Annotated in this window: 26 protein-coding genes and 1 tRNA gene; 20 read left to right on the forward strand and 7 right to left on the reverse strand. The window is 50.7% G+C overall.

Annotation, left to right across the window (positions count from 1 at the left end):
- Positions 1-11 precede the first annotated feature (11 nt).
- The gene (locus N8M53_RS01645) at positions 12-974 is read right to left on the reverse strand and encodes a calcium/sodium antiporter (RefSeq protein WP_269579241.1); all 963 of its coding nucleotides are present in this window, start codon (positions 972-974) and stop codon (positions 12-14) included.
- Between the two features lie 464 nt (positions 975-1438).
- Between N8M53_RS01645 and mlaF the strand changes: the two genes are divergently transcribed.
- The 7 genes from mlaF to murA are packed head-to-tail and all read left to right on the forward strand — an operon-like array spanning position 1439 to position 6014.
- The gene (gene mlaF / locus N8M53_RS01650; RefSeq protein WP_269579242.1) at positions 1439-2236 is read left to right on the forward strand and encodes a phospholipid ABC transporter ATP-binding protein MlaF; all 798 of its coding nucleotides are present in this window, start codon (positions 1439-1441) and stop codon (positions 2234-2236) included.
- A 35-nt stretch (positions 2237-2271) separates the two neighbouring features.
- Complete coding sequence (gene mlaE / locus N8M53_RS01655) at positions 2272-3015, forward strand: lipid asymmetry maintenance ABC transporter permease subunit MlaE (RefSeq protein WP_269579960.1); 744 nt, start codon at positions 2272-2274, stop codon at positions 3013-3015.
- 2 nt (positions 3016-3017) lie between these two features.
- On the forward strand, positions 3018-3497 hold the full coding sequence (gene mlaD, locus N8M53_RS01660; RefSeq protein ID WP_269579243.1) for an outer membrane lipid asymmetry maintenance protein MlaD: 480 nt from the start codon (positions 3018-3020) through the stop codon (positions 3495-3497).
- 5 nt (positions 3498-3502) lie between these two features.
- Positions 3503-4177, forward strand: coding sequence for a phospholipid-binding protein MlaC (gene mlaC, locus N8M53_RS01665; RefSeq protein ID WP_269579244.1), 675 nt, complete (start codon positions 3503-3505; stop codon positions 4175-4177).
- On the forward strand, positions 4174-4488 hold the full coding sequence (locus N8M53_RS01670) for an STAS domain-containing protein (protein ID WP_269579245.1): 315 nt from the start codon (positions 4174-4176) through the stop codon (positions 4486-4488). The genes mlaC and N8M53_RS01670 overlap by 4 nt, the downstream gene beginning before the upstream one ends.
- A gap of 2 nt (positions 4489-4490) precedes the next feature.
- Positions 4491-4745 carry a BolA family iron metabolism protein IbaG gene (ibaG, locus tag N8M53_RS01675; protein WP_269579246.1) on the forward strand — a complete coding sequence of 85 codons (255 nt, stop codon included), beginning with the start codon at positions 4491-4493 and terminating at the stop codon, positions 4743-4745.
- 9 nt (positions 4746-4754) lie between these two features.
- Positions 4755-6014: a UDP-N-acetylglucosamine 1-carboxyvinyltransferase gene (gene murA / locus N8M53_RS01680; RefSeq protein WP_269579247.1), complete on the forward strand. Its 1260-nt coding sequence runs from the start codon at positions 4755-4757 to the stop codon at positions 6012-6014.
- 89 nt (positions 6015-6103) lie between these two features.
- Here the strand turns inward: murA and degS are convergent, their stop codons facing one another.
- The 3 genes from degS to zapG all read right to left on the reverse strand — a co-directional run bounded on the left by degS (position 6104) and on the right by zapG (position 9166).
- Positions 6104-7174, reverse strand: a complete 1071-nt coding sequence (gene degS, locus N8M53_RS01685) for an outer membrane-stress sensor serine endopeptidase DegS (protein ID WP_269579248.1) — start codon at positions 7172-7174, stop codon at positions 6104-6106.
- 149 nt (positions 7175-7323) lie between these two features.
- Positions 7324-8688 (reverse strand): Do family serine endopeptidase, encoded by a 1365-nt coding sequence (locus N8M53_RS01690; RefSeq protein WP_269579961.1) that lies wholly within the window; start codon positions 8686-8688, stop codon positions 7324-7326.
- Between the two features lie 70 nt (positions 8689-8758).
- The gene (gene zapG, locus N8M53_RS01695; protein ID WP_046073925.1) at positions 8759-9166 is read right to left on the reverse strand and encodes a Z-ring associated protein ZapG; all 408 of its coding nucleotides are present in this window, start codon (positions 9164-9166) and stop codon (positions 8759-8761) included.
- Positions 9167-9445: 279 nt separating this feature from the next.
- On the opposite strand from zapG, the gene zapE reads away from it, so the two are divergent.
- The 9 genes from zapE to sspB all read left to right on the forward strand — a co-directional run bounded on the left by zapE (position 9446) and on the right by sspB (position 17187).
- A complete protein-coding gene (gene zapE, locus N8M53_RS01700) occupies positions 9446-10552 on the forward strand; it encodes a cell division protein ZapE (protein ID WP_269579249.1) in 1107 nt (368 codons plus the stop codon).
- A 279-nt stretch (positions 10553-10831) separates the two neighbouring features.
- Positions 10832-11260 (forward strand): 50S ribosomal protein L13, encoded by a 429-nt coding sequence (rplM, locus tag N8M53_RS01705; RefSeq protein ID WP_046073927.1) that lies wholly within the window; start codon positions 10832-10834, stop codon positions 11258-11260.
- 13 nt (positions 11261-11273) lie between these two features.
- Positions 11274-11663: a 30S ribosomal protein S9 gene (gene rpsI, locus N8M53_RS01710; protein ID WP_046073928.1), complete on the forward strand. Its 390-nt coding sequence runs from the start codon at positions 11274-11276 to the stop codon at positions 11661-11663.
- 105 nt (positions 11664-11768) lie between these two features.
- Positions 11769-12997, forward strand: a protein-coding gene (locus N8M53_RS01715; protein WP_269579250.1) for an IS3 family transposase whose coding sequence is annotated in 2 segments (ribosomal slippage) — positions 11769-12120 and positions 12120-12997 — 1230 coding nt in all. Because the reading frame shifts where the segments join, the coding sequence is not laid out codon by codon here.
- Positions 12998-13344: 347 nt separating this feature from the next.
- On the forward strand, positions 13345-13935 hold the full coding sequence (gene petA, locus N8M53_RS01720) for a ubiquinol-cytochrome c reductase iron-sulfur subunit (RefSeq protein WP_046073929.1): 591 nt from the start codon (positions 13345-13347) through the stop codon (positions 13933-13935).
- The gene (locus N8M53_RS01725) at positions 13935-15200 is read left to right on the forward strand and encodes a cytochrome b (protein ID WP_077772704.1); all 1266 of its coding nucleotides are present in this window, start codon (positions 13935-13937) and stop codon (positions 15198-15200) included. Before petA ends, N8M53_RS01725 begins: the two co-directional genes overlap by 1 nt.
- On the forward strand, positions 15197-15934 hold the full coding sequence (locus tag N8M53_RS01730) for a cytochrome c1 (RefSeq protein ID WP_046073931.1): 738 nt from the start codon (positions 15197-15199) through the stop codon (positions 15932-15934). Before N8M53_RS01725 ends, N8M53_RS01730 begins: the two co-directional genes overlap by 4 nt.
- An 87-nt stretch (positions 15935-16021) precedes the next feature.
- Positions 16022-16660 (forward strand): stringent starvation protein SspA, encoded by a 639-nt coding sequence (gene sspA, locus N8M53_RS01735; protein WP_046073932.1) that lies wholly within the window; start codon positions 16022-16024, stop codon positions 16658-16660.
- Positions 16660-17187 (forward strand): ClpXP protease specificity-enhancing factor, encoded by a 528-nt coding sequence (gene sspB / locus N8M53_RS01740; RefSeq protein ID WP_269579251.1) that lies wholly within the window; start codon positions 16660-16662, stop codon positions 17185-17187. Before sspA ends, sspB begins: the two co-directional genes overlap by 1 nt.
- 153 nt (positions 17188-17340) lie before the next feature.
- On the opposite strand, the gene pyrI is transcribed toward sspB, so the two are convergent.
- The 3 genes from pyrI to argF all read right to left on the reverse strand — a co-directional run bounded on the left by pyrI (position 17341) and on the right by argF (position 19971).
- Positions 17341-17808 carry an aspartate carbamoyltransferase regulatory subunit gene (pyrI, locus tag N8M53_RS01745; RefSeq protein WP_069363326.1) on the reverse strand — a complete coding sequence of 156 codons (468 nt, stop codon included), beginning with the start codon at positions 17806-17808 and terminating at the stop codon, positions 17341-17343.
- Complete coding sequence (pyrB, locus tag N8M53_RS01750; RefSeq protein WP_077606048.1) at positions 17805-18749, reverse strand: aspartate carbamoyltransferase; 945 nt, start codon at positions 18747-18749, stop codon at positions 17805-17807. Before pyrB ends, pyrI begins: the two co-directional genes overlap by 4 nt.
- A 214-nt stretch (positions 18750-18963) precedes the next feature.
- Positions 18964-19971 carry an ornithine carbamoyltransferase gene (gene argF / locus N8M53_RS01755; RefSeq protein WP_269579252.1) on the reverse strand — a complete coding sequence of 336 codons (1008 nt, stop codon included), beginning with the start codon at positions 19969-19971 and terminating at the stop codon, positions 18964-18966.
- Between the two features lie 320 nt (positions 19972-20291).
- On the opposite strand from argF, the gene N8M53_RS01760 reads away from it, so the two are divergent.
- The 4 genes from N8M53_RS01760 to N8M53_RS01775 all read left to right on the forward strand — a co-directional run bounded on the left by N8M53_RS01760 (position 20292) and on the right by N8M53_RS01775 (position 22903).
- Complete coding sequence (locus N8M53_RS01760) at positions 20292-20510, forward strand: hypothetical protein (RefSeq protein WP_131825349.1); 219 nt, start codon at positions 20292-20294, stop codon at positions 20508-20510.
- 153 nt (positions 20511-20663) lie between these two features.
- Positions 20664-20739 (forward strand) — tRNA-Ile (locus tag N8M53_RS01765).
- A 693-nt stretch (positions 20740-21432) separates the two neighbouring features.
- Complete coding sequence (locus N8M53_RS01770; RefSeq protein WP_269579253.1) at positions 21433-22026, forward strand: hypothetical protein; 594 nt, start codon at positions 21433-21435, stop codon at positions 22024-22026.
- A gap of 19 nt (positions 22027-22045) precedes the next feature.
- Positions 22046-22903, forward strand: a complete 858-nt coding sequence (locus N8M53_RS01775; RefSeq protein ID WP_269579254.1) for a DUF2971 domain-containing protein — start codon at positions 22046-22048, stop codon at positions 22901-22903.
- Positions 22904-22914: the final 11 nt, after the last annotated feature.

The following is a 22914-nucleotide window of genomic DNA, read 5'->3' on the forward strand; positions in this document are numbered from 1 at the left end:
CTTGTGTCCGTTTAGGCTGCCGCATTCACAAATAGGTAGCCCTGATAGCCGATATAACAAAGGAGAAAAACAGCGCCTTCGATGCGGTTGATACTGCGCGATTTGCCGAGTGCAAAAATCAGCAACATGATAGAAAGCACCAACATAATATAATAATCGCGGCTCATGGCATACTCACTGATCGCCGAGGGGTTGAGTAACCCAGGGATCCCCATCACCGCGAGAATATTGAACACGTTTGAGCCGATGATGTTGCCGACGGCCAAGTCATCCTCGCCTTTCATCACGCCGGCAATCGACGCGGCGAGCTCAGGCAAACTGGTGCCAATGGCGATGATGGTCAAGCCAATCACCAGATCGCTCATGCCAAAGTATTGTGCGATGGTTACCGCCGAGTCGACCACTTGATCCGATGACACTAACAGTAACGGCAAGCCGATAATGATCCACAATACAGCTTTTTGATTGCTGACATCGTTAGGGATATCCGACTGCTGGTCGGCAAGAATCGGATCAGTGCCGCCAGAGTCTTTGCCAATTTTCAGCATCATTAAGATGAAGATCACAAACAGGGTGAACAGCCCAACCCCTTCAAAAAAGCCGAGGTGGTTGTTCCAAAGCAGCACCCCGGCCAATATGGTGACCCCCAGCATTAAAGGCAGCTCGCGACGAATAATGGTTGAGCCAATAGAAAGGGGCTTGATCAGTGCAGTAAAGCCGAGGATCAGCGCAATATTGGCGATATTAGAGCCCAACACATTCCCCACGGCGGTGTCGGTTTTATCCGCTAAGGCGGCGTTGGCCGAGACCATCATCTCGGGGGCGGAGGAGCCCATGGCCAGGATAGTCATCCCGATCACCAACGGAGAGACGCCGTAGTTTTTCGCGATTGCTGCCGCACCGAACACTAATCGGTCGGCACTCCACACTAGCACGATGAGTCCAACAATAAGTATGGCAACCGCTATGACCATGACACCTATCCTTTGCGTTTTCTAATTGGGTACAAATGAGGTGCAATTCTGACGGCTAACGGGGTAAATGTGAAGCGAAAAGCCCGTGCTTTAGCGATGAAATCGGTGATTTCATTCATCAACATGAGAGTTGTCGCCATGAAATGGTCGCCGTGAAACGGTCGCCATGAAATGGTCATAATGAAATAGCAGTGATGACATGGGGGGTGACTAACACAGAGGTTGTCGATAGTCATAGTCGCTGACGGGGAACGTGTCCGGCGATACCTGCACTGACTTGGCGTTACATTTGCCGGACGTAGGCTGACCGATGTTTGACACGAAAAGCGAAAAGAAGCTGCTATTATCAGGGATAAGTCACGTCCTGCGGGCGCTGAGGTGCGGCGTGGCTTGTGTTAGGGTGGGTGACGCCTTATTATCAGCCACTTCATTTCGTTCCTTTATAACAACCATGAGATGCGGCCATGGCAGCACAGAGCCTGATAGATATCAGTGGGATGACGTTCTCACGGGGCAATCGATGCATTTTTGACAATATTGATTTGCAAGTGCCACGTGGTCAAGTAACCGCGATCATGGGGCCCTCAGGCATTGGTAAAACCACCTTGCTACGTTTGATTGCCGGTCAGCTTAAACCGGATACGGGCGAGATTGTGTTTGATGGCCACGCCATTCCTACCTTGGGACGACGCAAGTTGTTTGAAGTCCGTCAGCGGATGAGCATGCTGTTTCAATCAGGGGCGCTATTCACCGATATGACGGTGTTTGATAATGTCGCTTTCCCACTGCGCGAACATACCGATTTAGACGAGTCGCTAATCCACACCATCGTGATGCTCAAGCTAGAAGCGGTGGGGTTGCGTGGGGCGCAAGCGTTAATGCCCAGTGATCTGTCTGGCGGTATGGCACGTCGTGCGGCACTCGCTCGCTCAATCGCCCTCGATCCTGAACTGATTTTGTTTGATGAACCCTTTGTCGGCCAAGACCCGATTACCATGGGCGTATTGGTTACTTTGATTCGCCAGCTTAACCAAGCGCTGGGGCTCACCTGTGTGGTGGTCTCGCACGATGTGCCCGAGGTCATGAGCATTGCTGATCATGTTTATTTACTGGCCGATAGCCGCATTATTGCCAGTGGTTCGCCCCAGTCGCTGCGTGACAATCCTGACCCATGGGTCAAACAATTTTTAGAAGGCCATGCTGATGGCCCTGTGCCTTTTCGCTATCCCGCAGGCGAGCTAACGCAGGAGATTTTCCGGTGATCAAAACACAAATTGAAGATGTGGGCCGCCGGGCGATGCGTGTGGCTGAGTCCATGGGCCGAGCAACCTTTGTGATGACCGGTGCACTGATTGGCCGTCCGCAACCGAGCAAAACCTTCCCGCTATTGATCAAGCAGCTTTATTCGGTGGGGGTTCGCTCACTGGCGATCATCATGGTCTCAGGCCTGTTTATTGGTATGGTGCTGAGTTTGCAAGGGTACCTGGTCTTATCAGACTTTGGCGCGGAAACCAGCCTTGGGCAAATGGTGGCCTTGTCGCTGCTGCGTGAGCTTGGCCCCGTAGTGACCGCCTTGTTGTTTGCTGGCCGCGCCGGGTCAGCGCTGACTGCGGAAATTGGCTTAATGAAAGCCACTGAGCAGCTCTCTAGCCTTGAGATGATGGCGGTCGACCCGCTGCGTCGGGTGATTGCCCCGCGCTTTTGGGCGGGCGTGATTGCCATGCCACTGCTGGCAGTGATTTTTATGCTGGTGGGCATTTGGGGTGGCGAGTTGGTCGGCGTCGACTGGAAAGGCATTGATCACGGCAGTTTCTGGTCGGTGATGCAAGCGTCGGTCGATCTAGGTTATGACGTGGGCAACGCACTGATCAAAAGTGTGGTATTTGCAGTGGCTGTGACCTGGATTGCCCTTTTTAACGGCTATGATGCCACACCGACATCGGAAGGGATCAGCCGCGCCACCACACGCACTGTGGTACATTCATCGTTGGCCGTGCTTGGCCTAGACTTTGTCCTTACTGCACTCATGTTTGGGAATTAATCATGCAACAGAGTCGTAAAACAGAATTTTGGGTAGGTTGCTTTGTCATTGCTGGCATTGCAGCGTTATTGGTTTTGGCGTTTCAAGTGGCAGACGTCCAACGTTGGGGACGGGCGGATACCTACACCTTAACCGCTGAGTTTGACAATATTGGTGGCTTGAAAGTGCGCTCCCCCGTCAAAGTGGGCGGCGTGACGGTCGGTCAGGTCACAGATATTTCATTGAATGCAGAGACGTATGTTCCGCAGGTTACCTTGCAAATAAACGCAGACGCCGGGCGCTTTCCCGAATCAAGCTCGGCATCGATTTATACCGCAGGGTTACTGGGTGAGCAGTACATTGGCATTACCCCAGGTTTCGTGGATGAAGCCCTCGGTATTGGCTATCTCGATGCAGGGGACAAAATTCAGGACACCAAATCGGCACTGGTGCTAGAAGACTTGATCGGTCAATTCCTCTACAGCATGGGTGACAAGGAGTAAACAGCATGAAGAAGATATTGATCGCACTGGGCAGCGTCGTTTGCCTCATGGTTTCTAGCCTTGGCTCTTTGGCGCAGGCCAGCGAGCCGGTTGATCAATCCAACCCTTATCAGCTGATTGAGCAAGTCGCGGACAACACCTTTAGTCGCTTGCGTAAAGATCGCACCTTATTCCGCGCCGATCCAGACTTGCTGCGCGATGTGGTCAAAGACGAGTTGCTGCCTTATATCCATACCCGGTATGCGGCATCGCTGGTGTTAGGGGCGCAGTATTATCGCAAAGCGACACCGGCGCAGCGTGATGCCTTTACCGAGGCATTCACTGAATACATGATTGCTTCCTATGCCCAAATCCTGCTCGAGTATGATGACCAGGACGTCGAGGTACAAAAAGATCAGCCGATTGCTCCGGACGATAAAATTGTCAAAGTGCGGGTGGACATTACTGACTCGTCACGACCACCAATTCGCCTTGATTTTAGCTTACGTAAAAATACTCGGACAGGAAATTGGCAAGCCTATGACGTAACCGCTGAAGGTGTGAGTATGATCCAGTCTAAGCAGTCGGAGTGGAAAGCGCCGCTACGTCGTGATGGCATTGATTCGGTCATTGAACAATTAAAAACCTTGGCAGATCGCCCCATCCGTCGAGAAGACAAGCAAAAACAGGACGCCTCATGAGCATCCGCCTAACCGCTGGGGACGGGCAACAGTATCACTTGTCAGGGCGATTAGATCGTGACACAGTGCCTGACTTTTGGCGTCAGCGTGACCAGTGGCTCCCCACCGACACCGCCTTGAGCCTGGATTTAAGCGCGCTGTCGCGCGTCGATTCGGCTGGTATGGCGATGTTGCTACACCTTGATAAGCAACTACGTAGTCAAGGACAACAGGTGCGTTATCAAGGGGTGCCAGAGCAGCTTAAATTGTTGTTAACGCTGAGCAATTTAGAAACATTTTTTGACGATGCTGAGCATCAAGAAGGGGTTTAAACGTGGAAGCAAGCGAAGTTAAAGCCATTTTAGAGGCAGCTTTGTCAGTGGACGAGCTGCACGTGAAAGGCGATGGCAGCCACTTTGAAGTGATTGCTGTGGCAGAGATGTTTGACGGGATGTCACGTGTGAAAAAGCAACAAACGATTTATGCACCGCTGATGGCGCATATTGCACGTAATGATATCCATGCTGTCAGTATTAAAGCGATGACCCCGAGTGAATGGGCGCGCGATAAAAAGCTGATGCAGTTGTAAGAGGGTCTGATGCAAAAGTTTCGAGTGACGGGCAATGGCCCGCTAAAAGGTGATGTGGCCATTTCTGGCGCGAAAAATGCCGCCCTCCCGATTTTATTTGCTTCACTACTGGCTGAAGAGCCGGTCGAGGTGGCGAATGTCCCTAAATTGCGTGACATTGATACCACCATGGCACTGTTATCTCGCTTAGGTGCCAAGGTCAATCGTAACGGCTCTGTGCATGTGGATGCCAGCGACATTACCGAGCTATGCGCCCCTTATGATTTGGTGAAAACCATGCGCGCGTCTATTTGGGCGCTTGGGCCGTTGGTGGCACGCTTTGGTAAAGGCGAAGTGTCATTGCCAGGCGGCTGCGCGATTGGGGCACGCCCGGTGGACTTGCATATCAATGGCCTTGAGCAGCTGGGTGCCACTATTACCTTGGATGAAGGCTATGTGCGCGCCACCGTCGATGGTCGCTTACAAGGCGCCCATATCGTGATGGACAAAGTCAGCGTCGGCGCAACGGTTACCATCATGAGCGCAGCCACCTTGGCTAACGGCACCACAGTGATTGAAAACGCGGCGCGTGAGCCAGAAATTGTTGATACCGCCAAGTTCCTCAACATGCTGGGTGCCAAGGTGTCAGGTGCAGGCACGGATCGGATTGAAATTGAAGGGGTAGAGCGCCTCGGCGGCGGTAAGCACTCGGTGGTGGCTGATCGGATTGAAACCGGCACCTTCTTGGTGGCTGCGGCCGTGTCTGGTGGGCATATTATTTGTCGCCATACCTCGCCCGAGTTACTCGAAGCGGTATTGCACAAGCTCGAAGAGGCGGGGGCTAAGATCGTCACCGGTGATGACTTTATTGAGCTCGATATGACTGACCGTGAGCTAAAAGCGGTGAATGTACGCACAGCGCCACACCCAGGCTTTCCGACCGACATGCAAGCCCAGTTTAGCTTGCTTAACTTGGTGGCCAAGGGTACGGGCATTATTACCGAAACCATCTTTGAAAACCGCTTTATGCACGTCCCTGAACTGCAGCGCATGGGTGCCCATGCAGAAATTGAGGGCAACACCGTGATCTGTGGTGACACCGATAGCTTAAGCGGTGCGCAAGTGATGGCTACGGATTTGCGCGCCTCGGCGAGCTTAGTGATTGCTGGTTGTATCGCTAAGGGCGAGACCATTGTCGATCGCATTTATCATATCGATAGAGGCTACGAGCGCATCGAAGATAAACTTCAAGCGTTAGGCGCGAAAATTGAGCGGATTGACGCGGAGTAACCTCGCCTCACACTCGAGACACAAACGCCAGCATTGAGCTGGCGTTTTTGATGGCGTGAGCCGATAAGTGCAGAGAGCGGCGGATAGCCCTAGCGGCGCTGCCTTTCATCGCCCACCTTGACGGGCAGTGTCAGGGTGTCGCCATCACGAATGAGGGTCACATCGAGCGTTGAGCCTGGGCGAGTATCGGTGACCATATCCATGGCACTGCGTGCGCCACGTACCGCTTGCCCATCAATCTTAATAATTAAATCTTGCGGTTGGATCCCCGCTTTATCCGCCGGTCCCCCTTGGTCGACCCCAGACACCATTACCCCTCGTTGTTGCTCGGCATCGAGCAGGCGTGCCATCACCGGATTCACATCGCGACCATCAATGCCGATATAGCCTCGGATCACTCGGCCATCGGCAATCAGTTTGTTCATGATTTTTTCGGTCAACCCGTAGGGGATCGCAAACGAGATCCCGTAGGTTTCCAAATCGGTGGCTTGCTGGAACGAGGCGGTGTTAATGCCTACTAACTCGCCCCGACTGTTGACCAAGGCTCCCCCAGAGTTCCCTCGGTTAATCGCGGCATCGGTTTGTAAAAAATCTTGGCGGCCATAAAAGCTCATCCCGGTACGGCCAGTGGCGGAAATAATGCCATAAGTGGTGGTTTGTCCGAGATTATAGGGGTTGCCAATCGCGAGCACCGTATCACCCACCGCAGGTTGGTAGCGATCGTTGACCGGGATTACGGGTAAGTTATCGGCTTGCACCTTAAGCACCGCTAAGTCGGTGCGCTGGTCTTTGCCGACCATTTGCGCGGTGAAAATACGACCATCTTGCAGGGCAACAATCACTTGGTCGGCTTCCGCCACCACATGATAGTTGGTGACAATATAGCCTTTGGCACTCATGATCACCCCTGAGCCTAATCCCTGGGTGTTAAGCGCTAGCCTGTCGTTGCCGGTGTAATTGCGAGTGTAGATGTTGACCACCGCAGGTGATGCGCGTTTAACCGCATAATTAAATGACACCAATTCAACTGGCTTTTCGTCGTCATTGTCGGCAAAAGAAAAGTCGGATAACAGGCCAGAACGTAAGTCTGGCACCGCCACTAATAACAGGGCAGCTGTCACCAAGCCAATAATCACAGAGCGAATCAATAACGCCAGCATAAACAATGCCATCCTCAAGCAACTTAACGCGGAGCTAGAGAATAGCATTGTCAGTGAGGGTTGGGGAAATCATCACCGCTGTCTGGGCAAAAAAATGCCTGCCGAGGTGGCAGGCATCAATTGACGTTCGCTAGACGTGCGTTCGCGGACTAGCGGATCACTAGGTACAGCGAGCTGTTTTCGCGGACGATATTGAGCGCCAACACGCTAGGCTTGTCTTCCAGCAGTTTGCGCAAGTCGCCGAGGTTCTCAATTTTGTGGCGATTGAGGCCGACAATCACATCGCCTTCACGCAAGCCATAGCGCGCGGCGAGGGAGCCTTCTTCAATCGCTGTCACTTCCACCCCGGCCGGTTCGGTGTCGTGATTTTTGAGCTCAGCACCGGTGAGCGCTTTATGCAGGTTATCAGCCTTGGTTTGCGTCTGGCTCGCTTCTTTAAGGGTGGTATCCATTTCTAGGTTTTCACCGTCGCGAATAACCCCCAAGGTCACTGGCTTGCCCGCGCCCAAGGTGGCAATTTTGGCGCGTAATTCACCAAAGCTGCGGATGCTTTTACCGTTTACCGACACAATGATGTCACCGGCTTCTAAGCCTGCTTCTTCTGCCGCAGACTCTGGCATCACTTGGCTAACAAAGGCGCCGTGCTGAGTGGCAAGACCAAAAGCATCGGCGAGTTCCGAGGTGAGTTCGCGCCCAGTCACCCCCAGCATGCCGCGGCGCACTGAACCGTATTCGATAATTTGATCGACAAGGCTTTTCGCCATATTCACCGGAATCGCAAAGCCAATCCCGACGTTACCACCGTTGGGGCCTAAAATCGCGGTATTGATCCCCATGAGCTCGCCATTAAGGTTAACCAGGGCGCCTCCCGAGTTACCACTGTTGATCGCCGCATCGGTTTGAATAAAGTTCTCAAAGTTTTCTAGGTTCAAACCACTGCGTCCCAGTGCTGAGATGATCCCCGACGTCACAGTTTGGCCCAGCCCGAATGGGTTACCAATCGCCACCGCAAAATCGCCCACGCGCAGTTCGTCAGAGTTCGCGAGCGGAATTTGGGTAAGGTTATCGGCATCTTCATCCAACTGGAGGAGGGCAATGTCAGACATTTCGTCGCTGCCAATCAAGGTGGCATCGTACTCGCGTCCGTCTTTGAGCTGCACGCGAATTTGGTCGGCATCATCAATCACATGGTGGTTGGTGACAATATAGCCTTTATCCGCATCAACAATTACCCCTGAGCCGAGCCCACGAAATGGACGCTCTTGGGCTTGCTCGGGCGGTATGTTCGGGCCAAAGAAAAAACGAAAAGCTTCTGGAATACGCTGCTTGGCGACTTTATTGCCTTCAACGGCAATACTGACGACGGCCGGAGAGACCTTCTCCAACATCGGCGCCAAACTCGGCATGGCTTCGCCGTTAACGGTTTGCGGTAGGGCAGCGTGGCTTGGGAGAGGGGAAAAGGCCGCGCCAAGAGTCAGCGCGGCGATACTCATCGCTAGTAAAGACTTCTTCATCATAGACTCACACTCCGATTGTCAGGTATGAAGTGAGAGTGGGGGCTATCTGAAAAAGTTCAATCCTCCATCAACTCGTCGCGCGTGACCCTTCACCGCTTTTGAGTAGTCCAGAGGCACTGCCTGAGTAGTCTCTCGGCGGCTCACTGGTTGTATCGACTTTCACTTCGGTGATTTTACCCAATCGCTTGGCAAACGGGTTGTCCTGATCGGGCAAGTTTGGCATCAAATCGGTCGAGGTCTTTGCCATGTGTTGATAGAGCTTGTTGTAATCTTTGGAAAGCGTATCGAGCAACTCCGCGCTTTGGGCAAAATGATCAACCAGCTCTTGGCGATATTGCTCCAGCTCGTAACGTGACTTTTCTAGCTCCCTTTTCATGTTTTTTTGTTGTTTGAGATCGCGTGTCGTCATGCGGGCAATGAAGAAGCCTACCGCGATACCGATGACGAGAAAGATCAGGCTGTTAATCCAGGCCATAACTGCTCCTTGTAGTCACAAGTTGACCGCCCACAGATACCACTGACGGGTCAGTCACGACAAGTAAAATCACTTGCCTACCTAATAATATCGTACATTCCCCATTTACTCAGCAAGGGAAGATTTAGCTCACTATACACGTCGATGCTTATTGGCGGTACTGGCAGCGGGCGGATTGTGTGTTGGAGTGCGACCGCCCCGCGTTTTTGTCGATATGTTACGTTTTTTATCGGGCGTGTTACTATGCGTGGAGGCGATAATCAATGAGGCTTTCACGGAATGACGCCACTCGAACATTATAATAACGATCTGACCCACAACGATTTTATTGAAGACCCCGCTCAGCGTATGGCGGTAGAGAAGCTTGATGATCTCTATCACCGTCTGGTCGCCAATCCCATTGCGCCCGCCACGTCCGAAAAGCGCAGCTGGCTGCCTTGGCGTAAGCGTGAGCCGGTCCCTGTGACACCTGTAAAAGGCCTGTATTTTTGGGGCGGCGTGGGGCGCGGCAAAACCTATTTAATGGACACCTTTTATCATGCCTTGCCGTTTGAAAATAAAATGCGCATGCATTTTCACCGCTTTATGCATCGTGTGCACCAAGAGCTGAAAATGCTTGATGGTGAGGTTGACCCTTTGCCACAAATCGCCGACAAGTTCGCCCGAGAAACCCGAGTACTGTGCTTTGATGAGTTTTTTGTCTCTGACATTACCGACGCGATGATTCTGGGGACGTTAATGGAGGCCTTGTTTGCGCGTGGCATTACCCTAGTGGCCACCTCTAACATTGTGCCAGATGAGCTCTACTGGAATGGGTTGCAACGTGCGCGCTTCTTACCGGCGATCGCCTTGATTAACCAGCATTGTGAGGTGGTGAATGTCGACTCAGGGGTCGATTATCGTTTACGCACGTTAGAGCAAGCCGAGATCTTTCACCACCCTTTAGATGACGCCGCGACGGCGCAAATGCACGCTTATTTTAAAAAGCTCAATGGCGAGGGTGGGGTGAAACAGGATGTGATTGAGGTCAATCATCGGCCGCTGCAAACCATCGAAAACGGCGATGGGGTGGTGCATTTTAGCTTTGCTGAGCTTTGCCAATCCGCACGTAGCCAGAGCGATTATATGGAGCTAGCACGCTTTTACCACACGGTGTTGCTGGCTGATATGCCTCAGCTGACCGGTGCGCAAGACGATGCCGCGCGGCGCTTTATTGCCTTGGTGGATGAGTTTTACGAGCGCAGCGTGAAGCTAATCATCTCGGCGGCGGTGCCCATGGATAGCCTCTATCAAGGCGAGCGGCTGGCGTTTGAATTTAAGCGCTGCCAATCACGCTTGATTGAAATGCAAAGCCATGACTACCTTGCCTTGCCACACTTGCCCTAAAATAGGATGGCATTCGGGGCGCAAGCGTTCTGATGGCGCGCGCCCTGCGAGGTAAGGGTAGGCGGTAGCCAAACAATAACCAACTGATGAAAATCCACCGAATTTTTTTGCCAAAAGGAGGTGATTTTTTCTCCACTCTTCCCTATAATCTCGCGACCCACCGTTACTGTTGAAAGGCTTAGGCCGAGTGTACCACCACTCGAAGGGGTGATGTATGGGCGCTTAACAGTGGGAGCTTAGGCTCCTGAAGTGAAACTTATTAATCGGGTAATCATTAGCATGAAAACTTTCGTTGCTAAACCAGAAACTGTAAAACGCGACTGGTTCGTTGTAGACGCTGAAGGCAAAACGTTGGGCCGTCTGGCCACTGAAATTGCAACGCGTCTGCGTGGCAAGCACAAGCCAGAATACACTCCTCACGTTGACACCGGTGACTACATCGTTGTTATCAACGCTGAGAAAGTGGCTGTTACTGGCCGCAAAAAGTCTGACAAGATGTACTACAGCCACACTGGCTACATTGGTGGCATCAAGTCAATCAGCTTTGAAAAACTGATCGCGGAAAAACCTGAACTGGTTATTGAAAAAGCCGTTAAAGGTATGTTGCCACGCGGTCCTCTAGGTCGTGCTATGTACCGTAAACTGAAAGTTTACGCAGGTTCTGAGCACAAGCACGCGGCACAACAACCGCAAGTACTAGACATCTAAGAGGAATAAAGCAATGGCAGAACAATACTACGGCACCGGCCGTCGCAAAAGCTCCGCAGCGCGTGTCTTCATCAAGCCGGGCAGCGGTAACATCGAGATCAACAAGCGTTCTCTCGAAACTTACTTCGGTCGCGAAACCGCTCGCATGGTCGTTCGTCAGCCGCTTGAGCTGGTAGAAATGACCGAGAAGCTAGACCTGTACATCACCGTTTCTGGTGGTGGTATCTCTGGTCAAGCTGGCGCAATCCGTCACGGCATCACTCGTGCTCTGATGGAGTATGACGAGTCACTACGTCCTGCTCTACGTGCAGCTGGCTTTGTTACGCGTGACGCTCGTCGCGTTGAGCGTAAAAAAGTGGGTCTACGCAAAGCACGTCGCAGCCCGCAGTTCTCGAAGCGTTAATCGACGTTCCAGTCAGATTTGCTGCAAAAAGCCTGGTGGCAACGCCAGGCTTTTTTTATCCATCTGTCCCGTCCTGAAATACGTTGACATAAAGAGGACTTCTTTATGACAACATCAAGTAACTCAAGCCGTAAGCGTACGCAACGTGATTACACCTTAGCCTTTAAATTAGGCGTTGTTGAGCGTGTTGAAAAAGGTGAAATGACCTACAAACAAGCGCAAGCCCGTTTTGGTATTCAGGGCCGCTCAACGGTGCTCGTCTGGCTCAGAAAACATGGTAGACTCGATTGGTCGAAACCATTTCAGCATCCCCTTATGCCACATTCAAAAGAAACCCCAGCCGAAACTATCAAGCGCCTTGAGCGTGAGTTAGCCGAAGAGAAACTGCGTAACCAAATCCTCAACGGTATGGTCGATATCATGGACAATGAGTACGGAGCCGGCCTCAGAAAAAAGTACTTATCCGGTACATCTGGCAAGCCAAAGCCAAAAGCAAAATCAAGTTAGCGTCGGCATGTCGTGCCGCAGGCGTTTCTCGACAAGGTGTCTACCAAGCCGTTGCTCGAATGGAAAGCCGAAGAGCTGAACTATCAATCATCAAAGACTGGGTCCAATACTGGCGTAAATATATGCCGAGGTTAGGGGCGCGTAAGCTCTACGCGTTGGTAAAGCCCAAGCTAGTTGAACATGGCATTAAACTAGGGCGAGACGGGTTTTTTAGCTATCTGAAAAGTGAAGGTTTACTGGTTAGACCCAAGAAAAGCTACACAAAAACAACGTGTAGTAAGCACTGGATGAAGAAACATCCTAACCTGCTAAAAGAAGACGGACTACATGATGCTGCGCATGTACTGGTTAGCGACATAACTTATGTTGAATCAGACCAAGGTGTGCATTACCTGTCACTGGTGGCCGATGCCAGTTCACGCAAGATAGTGGGTTATCACGTGAGCGAAGATATGAAAGTAGACAATGTAGTGAAAGCGCTGAAAATGGCCGTCAAAGATAAGCGCTATATCGGCAATGCGGTACATCACTCAGACCGAGGTTCGCAATACTGCTCAGCCGTTTATCAGAATGCGTTACAGGAGAGTCAAATCCAGTCGTCGATGACGGATGGTTATGATTGCTACCAAAACGCGTTAGCGGAAAGAATCAATGGCATACTGAAGCAGGAGTTTTTACTGTACCGGTGTAAGACACTGGCAGAGCTGAAAGTACTGGTAAAAGAATCGATAGCGATATACAACGAAATGAGACCGCACCTGAGTTTAAGTATGACAACCCCCAATCAGGTGCATAATAGAAAAGGCCAGCTACTGGAGCTGGCCTAAAAACTGTCAACCTATTTTAGGACGAGACAATCAATTCAGCCAGCATTCTTGCGTGCAATACTCATTTATTTCCTTTCAAAACAGTGTATAAGCACTCACTTTCCAACATTTTTATTACCCTTTCCTCAATTCTGTGCACACCGCTCACATTTGTTACAAAAAGGTAGCTTTATCTTGTCAAAAAGTAGGGTTTTCTCTATCATCTAGCCGACGTAATAGCAGCTAAGATTTAATCGAACTGATCCCAGTCAGCCGTTATTACATATTCGTTTTTAAGTAAGCCGTACGCTCCATGGACGCAAAGGACACAATAAAAATCCAAGCGGGAGCACATGGGAGAATGTTGGATGAGCAATGCGCCAGTGAATACCGGCCGACGCCGTTTCCTGACTGCGACGACGTCAGTTGTTGGCGGTTTAGGGGCCGTAGCAGTTGCCGTACCTTTTATTAAGTCTTGGAACCCAAGCGCGAAAGCCAAAGCGGCGGGCGCGCCTGTCGAAGTCGATATCAGCAAGCTACAAGACGGACAAATGATCCGTGTTGAGTGGCGAGGAAAACCTGTGTGGATCGTGCGTCGTAGTGACGCGGTCGTCGAAGAGCTGTCTAGCTTCGAGGACCAGCTTCGTGATCCCGGTTCGGCACAGCCGCAACAGCCAGAATACGCAGCCAACCAGACCCGCTCTATTAAACCTGAAATTTTTGTCGCGGTTGGTATCTGTACCCACCTAGGTTGCTCGCCAACCTATTTGCCTGACAGCTTCAGTGAGCAAGTGAGTGGGGTGAAAGCCGGGTTCTTCTGCCCGTGTCATGGTTCCAAATTTGACATGGCAGGACGCGTATTCCAAGGCGTACCTGCACCACTGAACCTGGTCGTTCCACCTTATATGTACTTGGACGACAAACGGGTACTCGTGGGACAAGATGAGGGGACTGCGTAATGGAAAACTTGCTGAACTGGGTTGAGAAACGCATTCCAGCGATGAATGCGTATCGCAAACACATGACTGAGTACCCAATGCCGAAGAACTTCAACTTCTGGTATATGTTTGGTGTGCTCGCAATGCTGGTTCTGGTTAACCAAATTCTTACTGGGATTTGGCTAACCATGAACTACGTACCCTCAGCGGAAGGCGCGTTTGCTTCTGTTGAATACATCATGCGTGATGTGGAGTACGGCTGGCTCCTGAGGTATATGCACTCCACCGGGGCCTCGGCCTTCTTTGTGGTGGTCTACCTGCATATGTTCCGCGGCCTGATTTACGGCTCCTACCAAAAGCCACGTGAGCTGTTATGGCTATTTGGTATGCTGATCTTCCTGGTACTGATGGCTGAGGCCTTCATGGGCTATCTGCTACCATGGGGACAAATGTCGTACTGGGGCGCACAGGTTATCATCTCCTTGTTCGGGGCCATCCCGGTTATTGGTGATGATCTGACACTGTGGATTCGTGGTGACTATGTTGTCTCTGGCGCAACCTTGAACCGTTTCTTTGCCCTCCACGTAATTGCACTGCCGATTGTGCTCTTACTGTTGGTGGCGTTGCACGTGCTTGCACTGCACGAAGTGGGCTCAAACAACCCAGACGGTATCGACACCAAATTGCCAAAAGGCAAAATGGGTGATAACTACCAGTCGCAGTTCAAGTTCCACCCGGATTACACCAAGAAATACGACATCATTGATTCGATTCCTTTCCACCCTTACGGGACCGTGAAAGACTTGATTGGTGTGGGCGTGTTCGGCATTTTGTTTGCCTACGTGATTTTCTTTAATCCCGAAATGGGCGGCTATTTCCTTGAGCCACCCAACTTTGAAGCGGCTAACCCGCTGAAGACCCCTGAGCACATTGCCCCTGTTTGGTACTTCACGCCGTTCTACGCGATTTTGCGTGCGATCCCAGACAAGCTGATTGGTGTTATTGCCATGGGCGCGTCGATTGTGATGCTATTCATCCTGCCGTGGCTTGATCGCTGCCGTGTGCGCTCATACCGCTACCGCAGCAAGCTGCACTTGGCGAACATCGTCCAATTTGTGATTGCCTTTATTGCTCTGGGTATTCTGGGCGCGTTACCAGCAACTCCAACGTACACCTTGCTGGCGCAGATCTTCAGCTTCTGTTACTTCATGTTCTTCGTGCTGTTGTTCTTCTACAGCAAAAATGAGGCAACGAAACCGCTACCAGAGAGGGTGACATTCAAATGAGAAAATGGATTGTAATCTTGTGCGCGCTGTTGCCCTCTTTGGCGATGGCCGCCGGTGGTAATGTCCACTTGGACGAAGCCAACAATGATTTGACAGACAAAGCCTCATTGCAACGTGGCGCCAAACTGTTCATGAACTACTGTTTTGGCTGCCATGCTACGCAGTATCAGCGTTATCAGCGTGTGGCCGAAGATCTCAATATTCCTAAAGACTTGATGGAAGATAACCTGATTGTCGATAAGAATGCCGATTACGGCGAGTTGATGAAAAACGCCATGACACAAGAGGCGGGCGCGCAATACTTCGGTGCACCTGCGCCCGATCTAACCTTGGTGGCACGTGTGCGTGGCGTGGATTGGCTATATACCTATTTACGTTCGTTCTACGTCGACCCATCGCGCCCATTTGGGGTGAACAATACCGTGTTCCCGAACGTGGGTATGCCACACGTGCTCGAAGAGCTTCAAGGCACACCCCGTAAAGTGTACGAAACACGTATGGTGGACGGTGAGCCGGTGGAAGAGTTTGTTGGCCTCAAATCTGACGGTAACGGCGAACTCAGTGCCAGCGAGTACGATAATGCGGTGCGCGATCTGGTTAACTTCCTTGAATATTCAGGGGAACCGGTGAAGCTAGAGCGCCAGCAACTGGGCTGGTGGGTGATTGGTTTCTTCGTGGTATTCTTGATTTTGGCGTACTTCCTCAAGAAAGAATATTGGCGCGATGTGCACTGATCGGTTAATCTAGTGTGTTGCTAATCCGCAATGGGGACTTTAGGTCCCCATTGCTTTCTATTGATATTGAACATCCTGGAGGGGTTGATGGCTGTTGCTGCCAATAAACGCTCGGTGATGACGTTATTCTCTGACGCATCTGATCTCTATAGTCATCAGGTACGCATCGTCCTCGCAGAGAAAGGTGTCAGTGTAGAAATCGAGCTGGTGGATCCGAATAATCTGCCAGAAGATCTGGTTGACTTAAATCCTTATAACTCTGTTCCAACCTTGGTAGACCGTGAGTTAGCGTTGTACAACGCGGATATCATCATGGAATACTTGGATGAGCGTTTCCCTCACCCACCATTGATGCCGGTATACCCTGTTGCCCGTGCACAAAGCCGTTTGATGATGTACCGCATCAAGCGTAACTGGTATACCTTGGTTGACCAAATTATGGAAGGCAGTGCTGACGACGCCGACAAAGCGCGTAAGCAGCTGCGTGAAGAGCTTCTGGCTCTGGCTCCAGTATTCGCCGAAGATCCTTACTTCTTAAGCGAAGAGTTTAGCCTGGTAGATTGCTATTTAGCGCCGCTGCTGTGGCGTTTGCCTGCACTAGGCATTGAGCTAACTGGCCCAGGTGCGAAGCAAGTAAAAGATTACATGACGCGTCTGTTTGAGCGTGATTCGTTTCTCGCCTCACTGACAGAAGCTGAACGTGAAATGCGACTAACAGGTCAATAATGTCTACATCAGAATTTGCGATGACACCACGTCGCCCGTATTTAGTGCGTGCGTTTTACGACTGGTTACTAGATAACGATCTTACCCCCCACATGGTGGTGGATGCGACCTTACCGGACGTACAAGTGCCGTTTGATTACGTTAAAGACGGGCAAATTGTCCTCAACATCGCCCCGCGTGCGGTCGGTAACTTGGAATTGAGCAACGAGCACGTGTGTTTTAATGCGCGCTTTGGCGGCAAGCCCCAGCAAGTGCTGGTGCCTATGGCTGCGGTGCTCGCCATCTACGCACGTGAAAATGGCGCGGGCACCATGTTTGATATGGAGCCAGCCTACGCCCACGCTGATGATGAGGAGATGTTTGAACAAACCGCTCCATCCAGCGAGGGAGAAGACGACGAAGAGCCGTCTTTGGTGTCGGTCGACAGCGTTGATGATCCTGAAGCACTGCCGCAAGCGGATGACGAAGACGACACGCCGGCCACGCCAAGCAAAAAAGGCAAGCCGACGCTGACCGTGGTGAAATAACCGCGTCGCAAGTTCCCCTTGAAGGTGAGACACAAAAAACCAGCACCCAAGTGCTGGTTTTTTTATGCCTAGGCCTTACGCCTAGACCTTGTGCCCGCCGTGCGGGTAGCGAAGGTAAGGCGCCTCACGACGCCTGTATCCGCTGCAGCGGTATCAATGACGCTCAGTCATGATCTCGCGTGAGAACACCTTCTCACAGTATTTGCAGCGTAGCTTCACATCATCTGCTTCACTCAGCACGCGGAACGAGCTATCCACCGCCGGCTCACCGTGGGTAATACAGTTAGAGTTTGGGCAGCGGAACACGCCTTGAATGACTTCCGGCAAGGTCAATGGCAGCTTGGCCACCACTTGATAGTCTTCGATTTGATTGACGGTTGCCTGTGGCGCATACAGCGCGAGTTGACTGGCCTGATCTTCGCTGATCACCACGTTCTCGATTTTGATCAGATCTTTGCTGCCCAACGCCGACGAGGGGAGATTCAGACCAATGGTGATCCGCTGATCGCTACCGTGCATTTGAAACAGGTTTAAGATCTTAAAGCCAATATGCGCCGGGATATGATCGATCACCGTGCCGTGACAGATGGCTTCAACTTGTAGTTTGTTATCCGTGCTCATTTTGCAACTCCTTCAACCTGTTCGTTTAATACCAGTGCCAGAAGGGCTTCTCGCGCATAGACGCCGTTCTCAGCTTGCTCAAAGTAATAGGCGTGCGGGGTCTTATCGACATCCACGGTAATCTCATCCACGCGCGGCAGCGGATGCATCACCTTCATGTTGGGTTTGGCATCACGCAGCATACCCGCATTTAAAATGAACGCCGCTTTAATGTGCGCGTATTCTGATTCATCAAAGCGCTCTTTTTGCACCCGCGTCATATACAGTACATCCAGCTCAGGCACCACATCGGTGATGCTACTGTGCAGGCTATACGGGTGGCCCGCGGCAGTCAGCTCATCTAACAAATACTCAGGCATCGCCAGCGCATCTGGGGCGATATAGAAAAAGCGGTTCCCCTCGAATTTTGACAAGGCTTGCGTCAGCGAATGCACAGTACGGCCATATTTCAGATCGCCCACCATGGCAATATTGAGGTTATCGAGCCGCCCTTGGGTTTCGTAAATCGAGAACAGGTCGAGCAGGGTTTGGGTTGGATGCTGGTTAGCGCCATCACCGCCGTTCACCACCGGCACACCTTCAGAGAACTCCGAGGCCAACCGCGCCGCACCTTCTTTGGGGTGGCGCATCACAAAGCCATCGACATACGAGGAAATCACCCGTACCGAGTCGGCCAAAGTTTCGCCTTTTTTGCCTGACGAGGTATTGCCACCGTCGGGAAAGCCGATCACCGAGCCGCCAAGACGTTGAATCGCGGTTTCAAACGACAAACGTGTGCGCGTCGACGCCTCAAAAAAGCAGCTGGCAATCACTTTATTCTTCAACAGCGTCGGGTTAGGGCGCGCTTTAAGCTCGCCCGCCGTGGCGACGATTAACTCCAGCTCGTCGCGGCTGAGCTCGGGAATGGAAATAATATGTTTGTTATAAAGCGTATTGGCCATAACGCGAGTCCCTTTCTTTGCAGTGTGCTACAGGCAAAAAAAAACCTCCGAAACGGAGGTTTTTACGATCACGACCAATGCGGATACCGTCCCGCAATGGGGCGGATAAATCGCTGTTTGTGGGTGGAATAACCAACATAACTTCTGGCCGTGTAGTGAAATCTGGCCGAATTATACGCCCCTATTTATGTCGTGCAAGCAAAAGTGCAATCGTTTACGTGCTTGCGTTGACGAGTGTGGCAACCATCACAGCCTTGATGGTATGCAGTCGGTTCTCTGCCTGATCAAAGACGATCGACTGCTCAGATTCGAACACCGCGTCGGTCACCTCCAGCCCATTGAGCCCGTATTGATCGGCAATTTGTTTACCCACACCGGTCTCATCGTTATGGAAGGCAGGCAAACAGTGCATAAACTTAGCGTGTGGGTTTGCGGTGGCGGCCATCAAGCTTGGATTCACCTGATAAGGGGTGAGATCAGCCACACGCTGCGCCCAGGCCGATTCGGGTTCACCCATCGACACCCAGATATCGGTATACACAAAATCACACCCGTTCACCGCTGCGGTGTCTTCGGTTAAGGTGAGCGTCGCGCCCGTATTGGCGGCGATAGCTTGGCAGGCGGCAATCAAATCGGCCTCAGGCCAGTAGGCTTTAGGGCCAATCAGGCGCAGATCCATCCCCATCTTCGCCGCGCCGACCAATAGCGAATTACCCATGTTGTTGCGCGCATCCCCCACATACGCAAACGCGATTTGATTAAGCGGCTTGTCGCTGTGCTCTTGCATGGTGAGCAGATCGGCCAACACCTGGGTGGGATGAAAATCATCCGTTAAGCCATTCCACACTGGCACTCCGGAATGTGCGGCGAGCGTCTCGACCACTTCTTGGCCAAAGCCACGGTATTGAATGCCATCGTACATTCTCCCTAACACCCGCGCGGTGTCTTTCATGGTTTCTTTATGGCCAATCTGGCTGCCGCTAGGGCCGAGGTAGCTGACCTGTGCGCCTTGGTCAAACGCTGCCACCTCAAAGGCACAGCGGGTACGGGTCGACGTTTTCTCAAAAATCAGCGCAATGTTTTTGCCCGTGAGCTGTGGGGTTTCCTCCCCACGAGCTTTGGCCGCTTTAAGTGCGGCGGCATTATCAATCAGATCGTGGATTTGCTGAGGTGACAAGTCGAGTAAGGTGAGCAGTGATTGCTGGTAGAGGTCGCTTTTCATATCTATCTCTAAATAACGCGCCAAATTGAATATTAAATCGATATTTATGTTTAATTATTCTCTGATGGTAAAGCGCGTGCCAGCAAGATGCAAGTGACAAAACCGAGCATAAAGGCCATGAATTGACCAATAACACACCGTTTTGATGATTTTCTGACCGCGAAGGAGGGATTTAATCAAGCGCTGACAATGCTGATAAGTTGGCGACAAACTAGACAATCCTTTTACCGCCTTATAGCGAGAGAATGACAGGGCCGCGCGATGAGTACGAGATAGTGTTCATGTCCTCAAGGGCAAACGACAATACTAGGAAGGAGAACATGATGAAAACACAAAACAAAGCACTGACTCTTAGCGCACTCATGATGATGGTTGGCCTCGCCGGCCCCGCGATGGCCAACGAAGCGAGCCAACCACAAGGCGACCAACCCGTGGTAACCTGCCCAGACGGCGGCACGGATTGCGACACGCAGCCAATGCCAGAAGATGACAACAGCACCTGGCCGGCAGAAGACAGCCAAGACCCCGCCATGCAATAAGGCGGTAACCTCCTAAGCAAGCAAAGCGTGAGTGCCGCCACATTGGCGGCGCTTGTTTATCCGCAACACGCTAAGTGCTCAAAAAGCATACTGAATTCGCCCCCCTTACAGCTAGACACCCTGTGAGCCTTCCCCTATAATCCCATTCCATTCGGCCCCTTAGCTCAGTGGTTAGAGCAGTCGACTCATAATCGATTGGTCCCCAGTTCAAGTCTGGGAGGGGCCACCAGTCATAGCAAGGCGTAGCAGGTTAGTACCTACTACGCCTTTTTTGTACCTGCTGATTTTTAGTCAAACACTTAGTCAAACAAGGAACGGGTACAACTCCCGTTTTCGCATTAGAAAAAATCAGCGGAGTAACTCTGATAGATGCTCAACACTCCAATCCTGCTAGCAGTCCTCTTTCCACTTGCTTATACAAACGCCCACCAAAACGACTAACCCCCTGTGCCCTAGGTAACTTCTTGTACCCATCTCACAAAATATGGCTTATCTAACACTTTGGACAATAGCGCACGAAAACCAAAACAGCCCTTGATACACTAGCTTCAAATCTACCAACTCGATGGCGTGTTAGGTGCCGACAACTGATCGGCGGTAGCATGGCTAAACACTGGACGGTTAACCAGCTTATCGGTTAGATGCAGCCAAAAACGTGCGCGTTTATCCGTGACAGATTCACACTATCTCAGAACGGATGACAAAAAGATCCTATTAGTCAGACGCTTACAGACTCACGCTTGGGGATAGTGTGAATACGTGAGGAGTGATAGGCGGCATGCACACTTTCGCGGAAGAGCCGTATCGATTAAAGAGGAAAAATCCGCGTGGGATCATTCGGTTAGGTAGAAAATGGTGCGGATAACGATTTTGCGAAATCGAGTATGCGCGCTAATACAATGTTAGTGCTCAGGGGAACATCATGGATACGAACAAAGTCATTGAATATAGAAAAAGCATAAAATTCGAGCTCGTAAGAGCAAAGTTGGCCTTTGATGAATTTTTCGGTTATGCAGGTGGTTTCATCACTGACAGGTTCGACGACACTAATGTGCTTGCGAAAATAAAGATATTTGACGCATATGCAAGGTGGGTTGGTCACCTTTATGAGTCAATGCTAGCTCTGGTTAAAATTGAAGATCAGAACTCTGTTTCTGAAAATTCAAAATCAGATGTAACAGATCCAGAAATTCAGTGTGAAGCACAGAAATCGTTGAATCGTTTCAATGCTCTAGTTAAGTCGGGAGAAATCAATCCTGATGGCCACGTATCACTAACCCTAGATGGTGAGTTTGCATCAGACCTGAGGAAAGCAAGAAATAAGTGCTCGTTTCACTGTACCAATAACCGGGTTCAGAGTGAAATTCTACAAGAATTTATGAGTAAACATCATCACATGGCCTATTGGCTGTATTCAGAAATGCTCAATCTTCATGGGAATATAGATTCTGAGTGTGACAAAGATCTTGGCGCAATAAATCAGTTCTTCTCAGTTAGCCGTAGAGCACTGTCATGAAAAAAGCACTAACAAACGCATGTTGTCGGACTGGTTTTCCGCTGCGCTCAAAACCAGCCGCAAATGCGGGCGTTATGCCATTCAAAGAGGAAAAGCATTGAGTAGTTACTATAAGTATTGTCCAGTTTATTCGCATGATGAACTAGATAAAGAGTATTCTCTGATCAACCTATTTGAAAATCAGGTTACGTTTTCACGTAGAACAAATTTCAATGATTTGTTTGATTCAAAAGTACTTTTTCGTCGGCCGACTCGTGAACGAGTCAGACTTACCTATCAAAAGCTTTCTGGCCAAAACAAGCGTACTTTCAAGACGTTGTATATGGGCCCAGAGGCGGTGAAAAACTTCGAGTTCTTACATGCAGAAATGAACAAGATTTTAGACGGCTATCTTTTCTATTGTTTAACAGACAATCCAAAAAACAACCTAATGTGGTCTCATTACGCTAATTCTCATAATGGATTTTGCATCGAATGGGACGGTGAACATGTAAAACCAGAAAAGGTAGACTACCGAGACAGTTTGCCAACGTTGGACATTCTTGAACTGATAGAGTCTACGATCGGGTTACGCTCAAAAGATGAGTTAGCAATACAAGCTTGGAAGGCGCTCAAAGTTAAACTACGAGAATGGGAGTACGAACAAGAGTATAGGTTTAGTTTGGGCAAAAACTCTCAGGGTCAAATTATAAAAGATTTTGGCGAATTTGCTCTAGTTAAGTCACAGCCAGAATGGGTAAAATCGATAATTTTTGGTTATAGAATGCCAAGTAATACGAGAGAGTATATCCAAGAAAAGCTAGGGGCGAACGTAAATTACAAAGAGGTCGTTATAGCTCAAAACGAGTTTAGTCTATCAATTCAGCCACTGGCATAACAAACGAGTAT

This window comes from Salinivibrio kushneri (assembly GCF_027286325.1).
Lineage (GTDB): Bacteria > Pseudomonadota > Gammaproteobacteria > Enterobacterales > Vibrionaceae > Salinivibrio > Salinivibrio kushneri_A.

Excerpts from the sequence above, each read along its gene's own strand:
- N8M53_RS01645 (WP_269579241.1), bottom strand. The coding sequence starts at position 974 with ATGGTCATAGCGGTTGCCATACTTATTGTTGGACTCATCGTGCTAGTG.
- mlaF (WP_269579242.1), top strand. The coding sequence starts at position 1,439 with ATGGCAGCACAGAGCCTGATAGATATCAGTGGGATGACGTTCTCACGG.
- mlaE (WP_269579960.1), top strand. The coding sequence starts at position 2,272 with ATGCGTGTGGCTGAGTCCATGGGCCGAGCAACCTTTGTGATGACCGGT.
- mlaD (WP_269579243.1), top strand. The coding sequence starts at position 3,018 with ATGCAACAGAGTCGTAAAACAGAATTTTGGGTAGGTTGCTTTGTCATT.
- mlaC (WP_269579244.1), top strand. The coding sequence starts at position 3,503 with ATGAAGAAGATATTGATCGCACTGGGCAGCGTCGTTTGCCTCATGGTT.
- N8M53_RS01670 (WP_269579245.1), top strand. The coding sequence starts at position 4,174 with ATGAGCATCCGCCTAACCGCTGGGGACGGGCAACAGTATCACTTGTCA.
- murA (WP_269579247.1), top strand. The coding sequence starts at position 4,755 with ATGCAAAAGTTTCGAGTGACGGGCAATGGCCCGCTAAAAGGTGATGTG.
- degS (WP_269579248.1), bottom strand. The coding sequence starts at position 7,174 with ATGCTGGCGTTATTGATTCGCTCTGTGATTATTGGCTTGGTGACAGCT.
- N8M53_RS01690 (WP_269579961.1), bottom strand. The coding sequence starts at position 8,688 with ATGAAGAAGTCTTTACTAGCGATGAGTATCGCCGCGCTGACTCTTGGC.
- zapG (WP_046073925.1), bottom strand. The coding sequence starts at position 9,166 with ATGGCCTGGATTAACAGCCTGATCTTTCTCGTCATCGGTATCGCGGTA.
- zapE (WP_269579249.1), top strand. The coding sequence starts at position 9,446 with ATGACGCCACTCGAACATTATAATAACGATCTGACCCACAACGATTTT.
- rplM (WP_046073927.1), top strand. The coding sequence starts at position 10,832 with ATGAAAACTTTCGTTGCTAAACCAGAAACTGTAAAACGCGACTGGTTC.
- rpsI (WP_046073928.1), top strand. The coding sequence starts at position 11,274 with ATGGCAGAACAATACTACGGCACCGGCCGTCGCAAAAGCTCCGCAGCG.
- petA (WP_046073929.1), top strand. The coding sequence starts at position 13,345 with ATGAGCAATGCGCCAGTGAATACCGGCCGACGCCGTTTCCTGACTGCG.
- N8M53_RS01725 (WP_077772704.1), top strand. The coding sequence starts at position 13,935 with ATGGAAAACTTGCTGAACTGGGTTGAGAAACGCATTCCAGCGATGAAT.
- N8M53_RS01730 (WP_046073931.1), top strand. The coding sequence starts at position 15,197 with ATGAGAAAATGGATTGTAATCTTGTGCGCGCTGTTGCCCTCTTTGGCG.
- sspA (WP_046073932.1), top strand. The coding sequence starts at position 16,022 with ATGGCTGTTGCTGCCAATAAACGCTCGGTGATGACGTTATTCTCTGAC.
- sspB (WP_269579251.1), top strand. The coding sequence starts at position 16,660 with ATGTCTACATCAGAATTTGCGATGACACCACGTCGCCCGTATTTAGTG.
- pyrI (WP_069363326.1), bottom strand. The coding sequence starts at position 17,808 with ATGAGCACGGATAACAAACTACAAGTTGAAGCCATCTGTCACGGCACG.
- pyrB (WP_077606048.1), bottom strand. The coding sequence starts at position 18,749 with ATGGCCAATACGCTTTATAACAAACATATTATTTCCATTCCCGAGCTC.
- argF (WP_269579252.1), bottom strand. The coding sequence starts at position 19,971 with ATGAAAAGCGACCTCTACCAGCAATCACTGCTCACCTTACTCGACTTG.
- N8M53_RS01760 (WP_131825349.1), top strand. The coding sequence starts at position 20,292 with ATGATGAAAACACAAAACAAAGCACTGACTCTTAGCGCACTCATGATG.
- N8M53_RS01770 (WP_269579253.1), top strand. The coding sequence starts at position 21,433 with ATGGATACGAACAAAGTCATTGAATATAGAAAAAGCATAAAATTCGAG.
- N8M53_RS01775 (WP_269579254.1), top strand. The coding sequence starts at position 22,046 with ATGTTGTCGGACTGGTTTTCCGCTGCGCTCAAAACCAGCCGCAAATGC.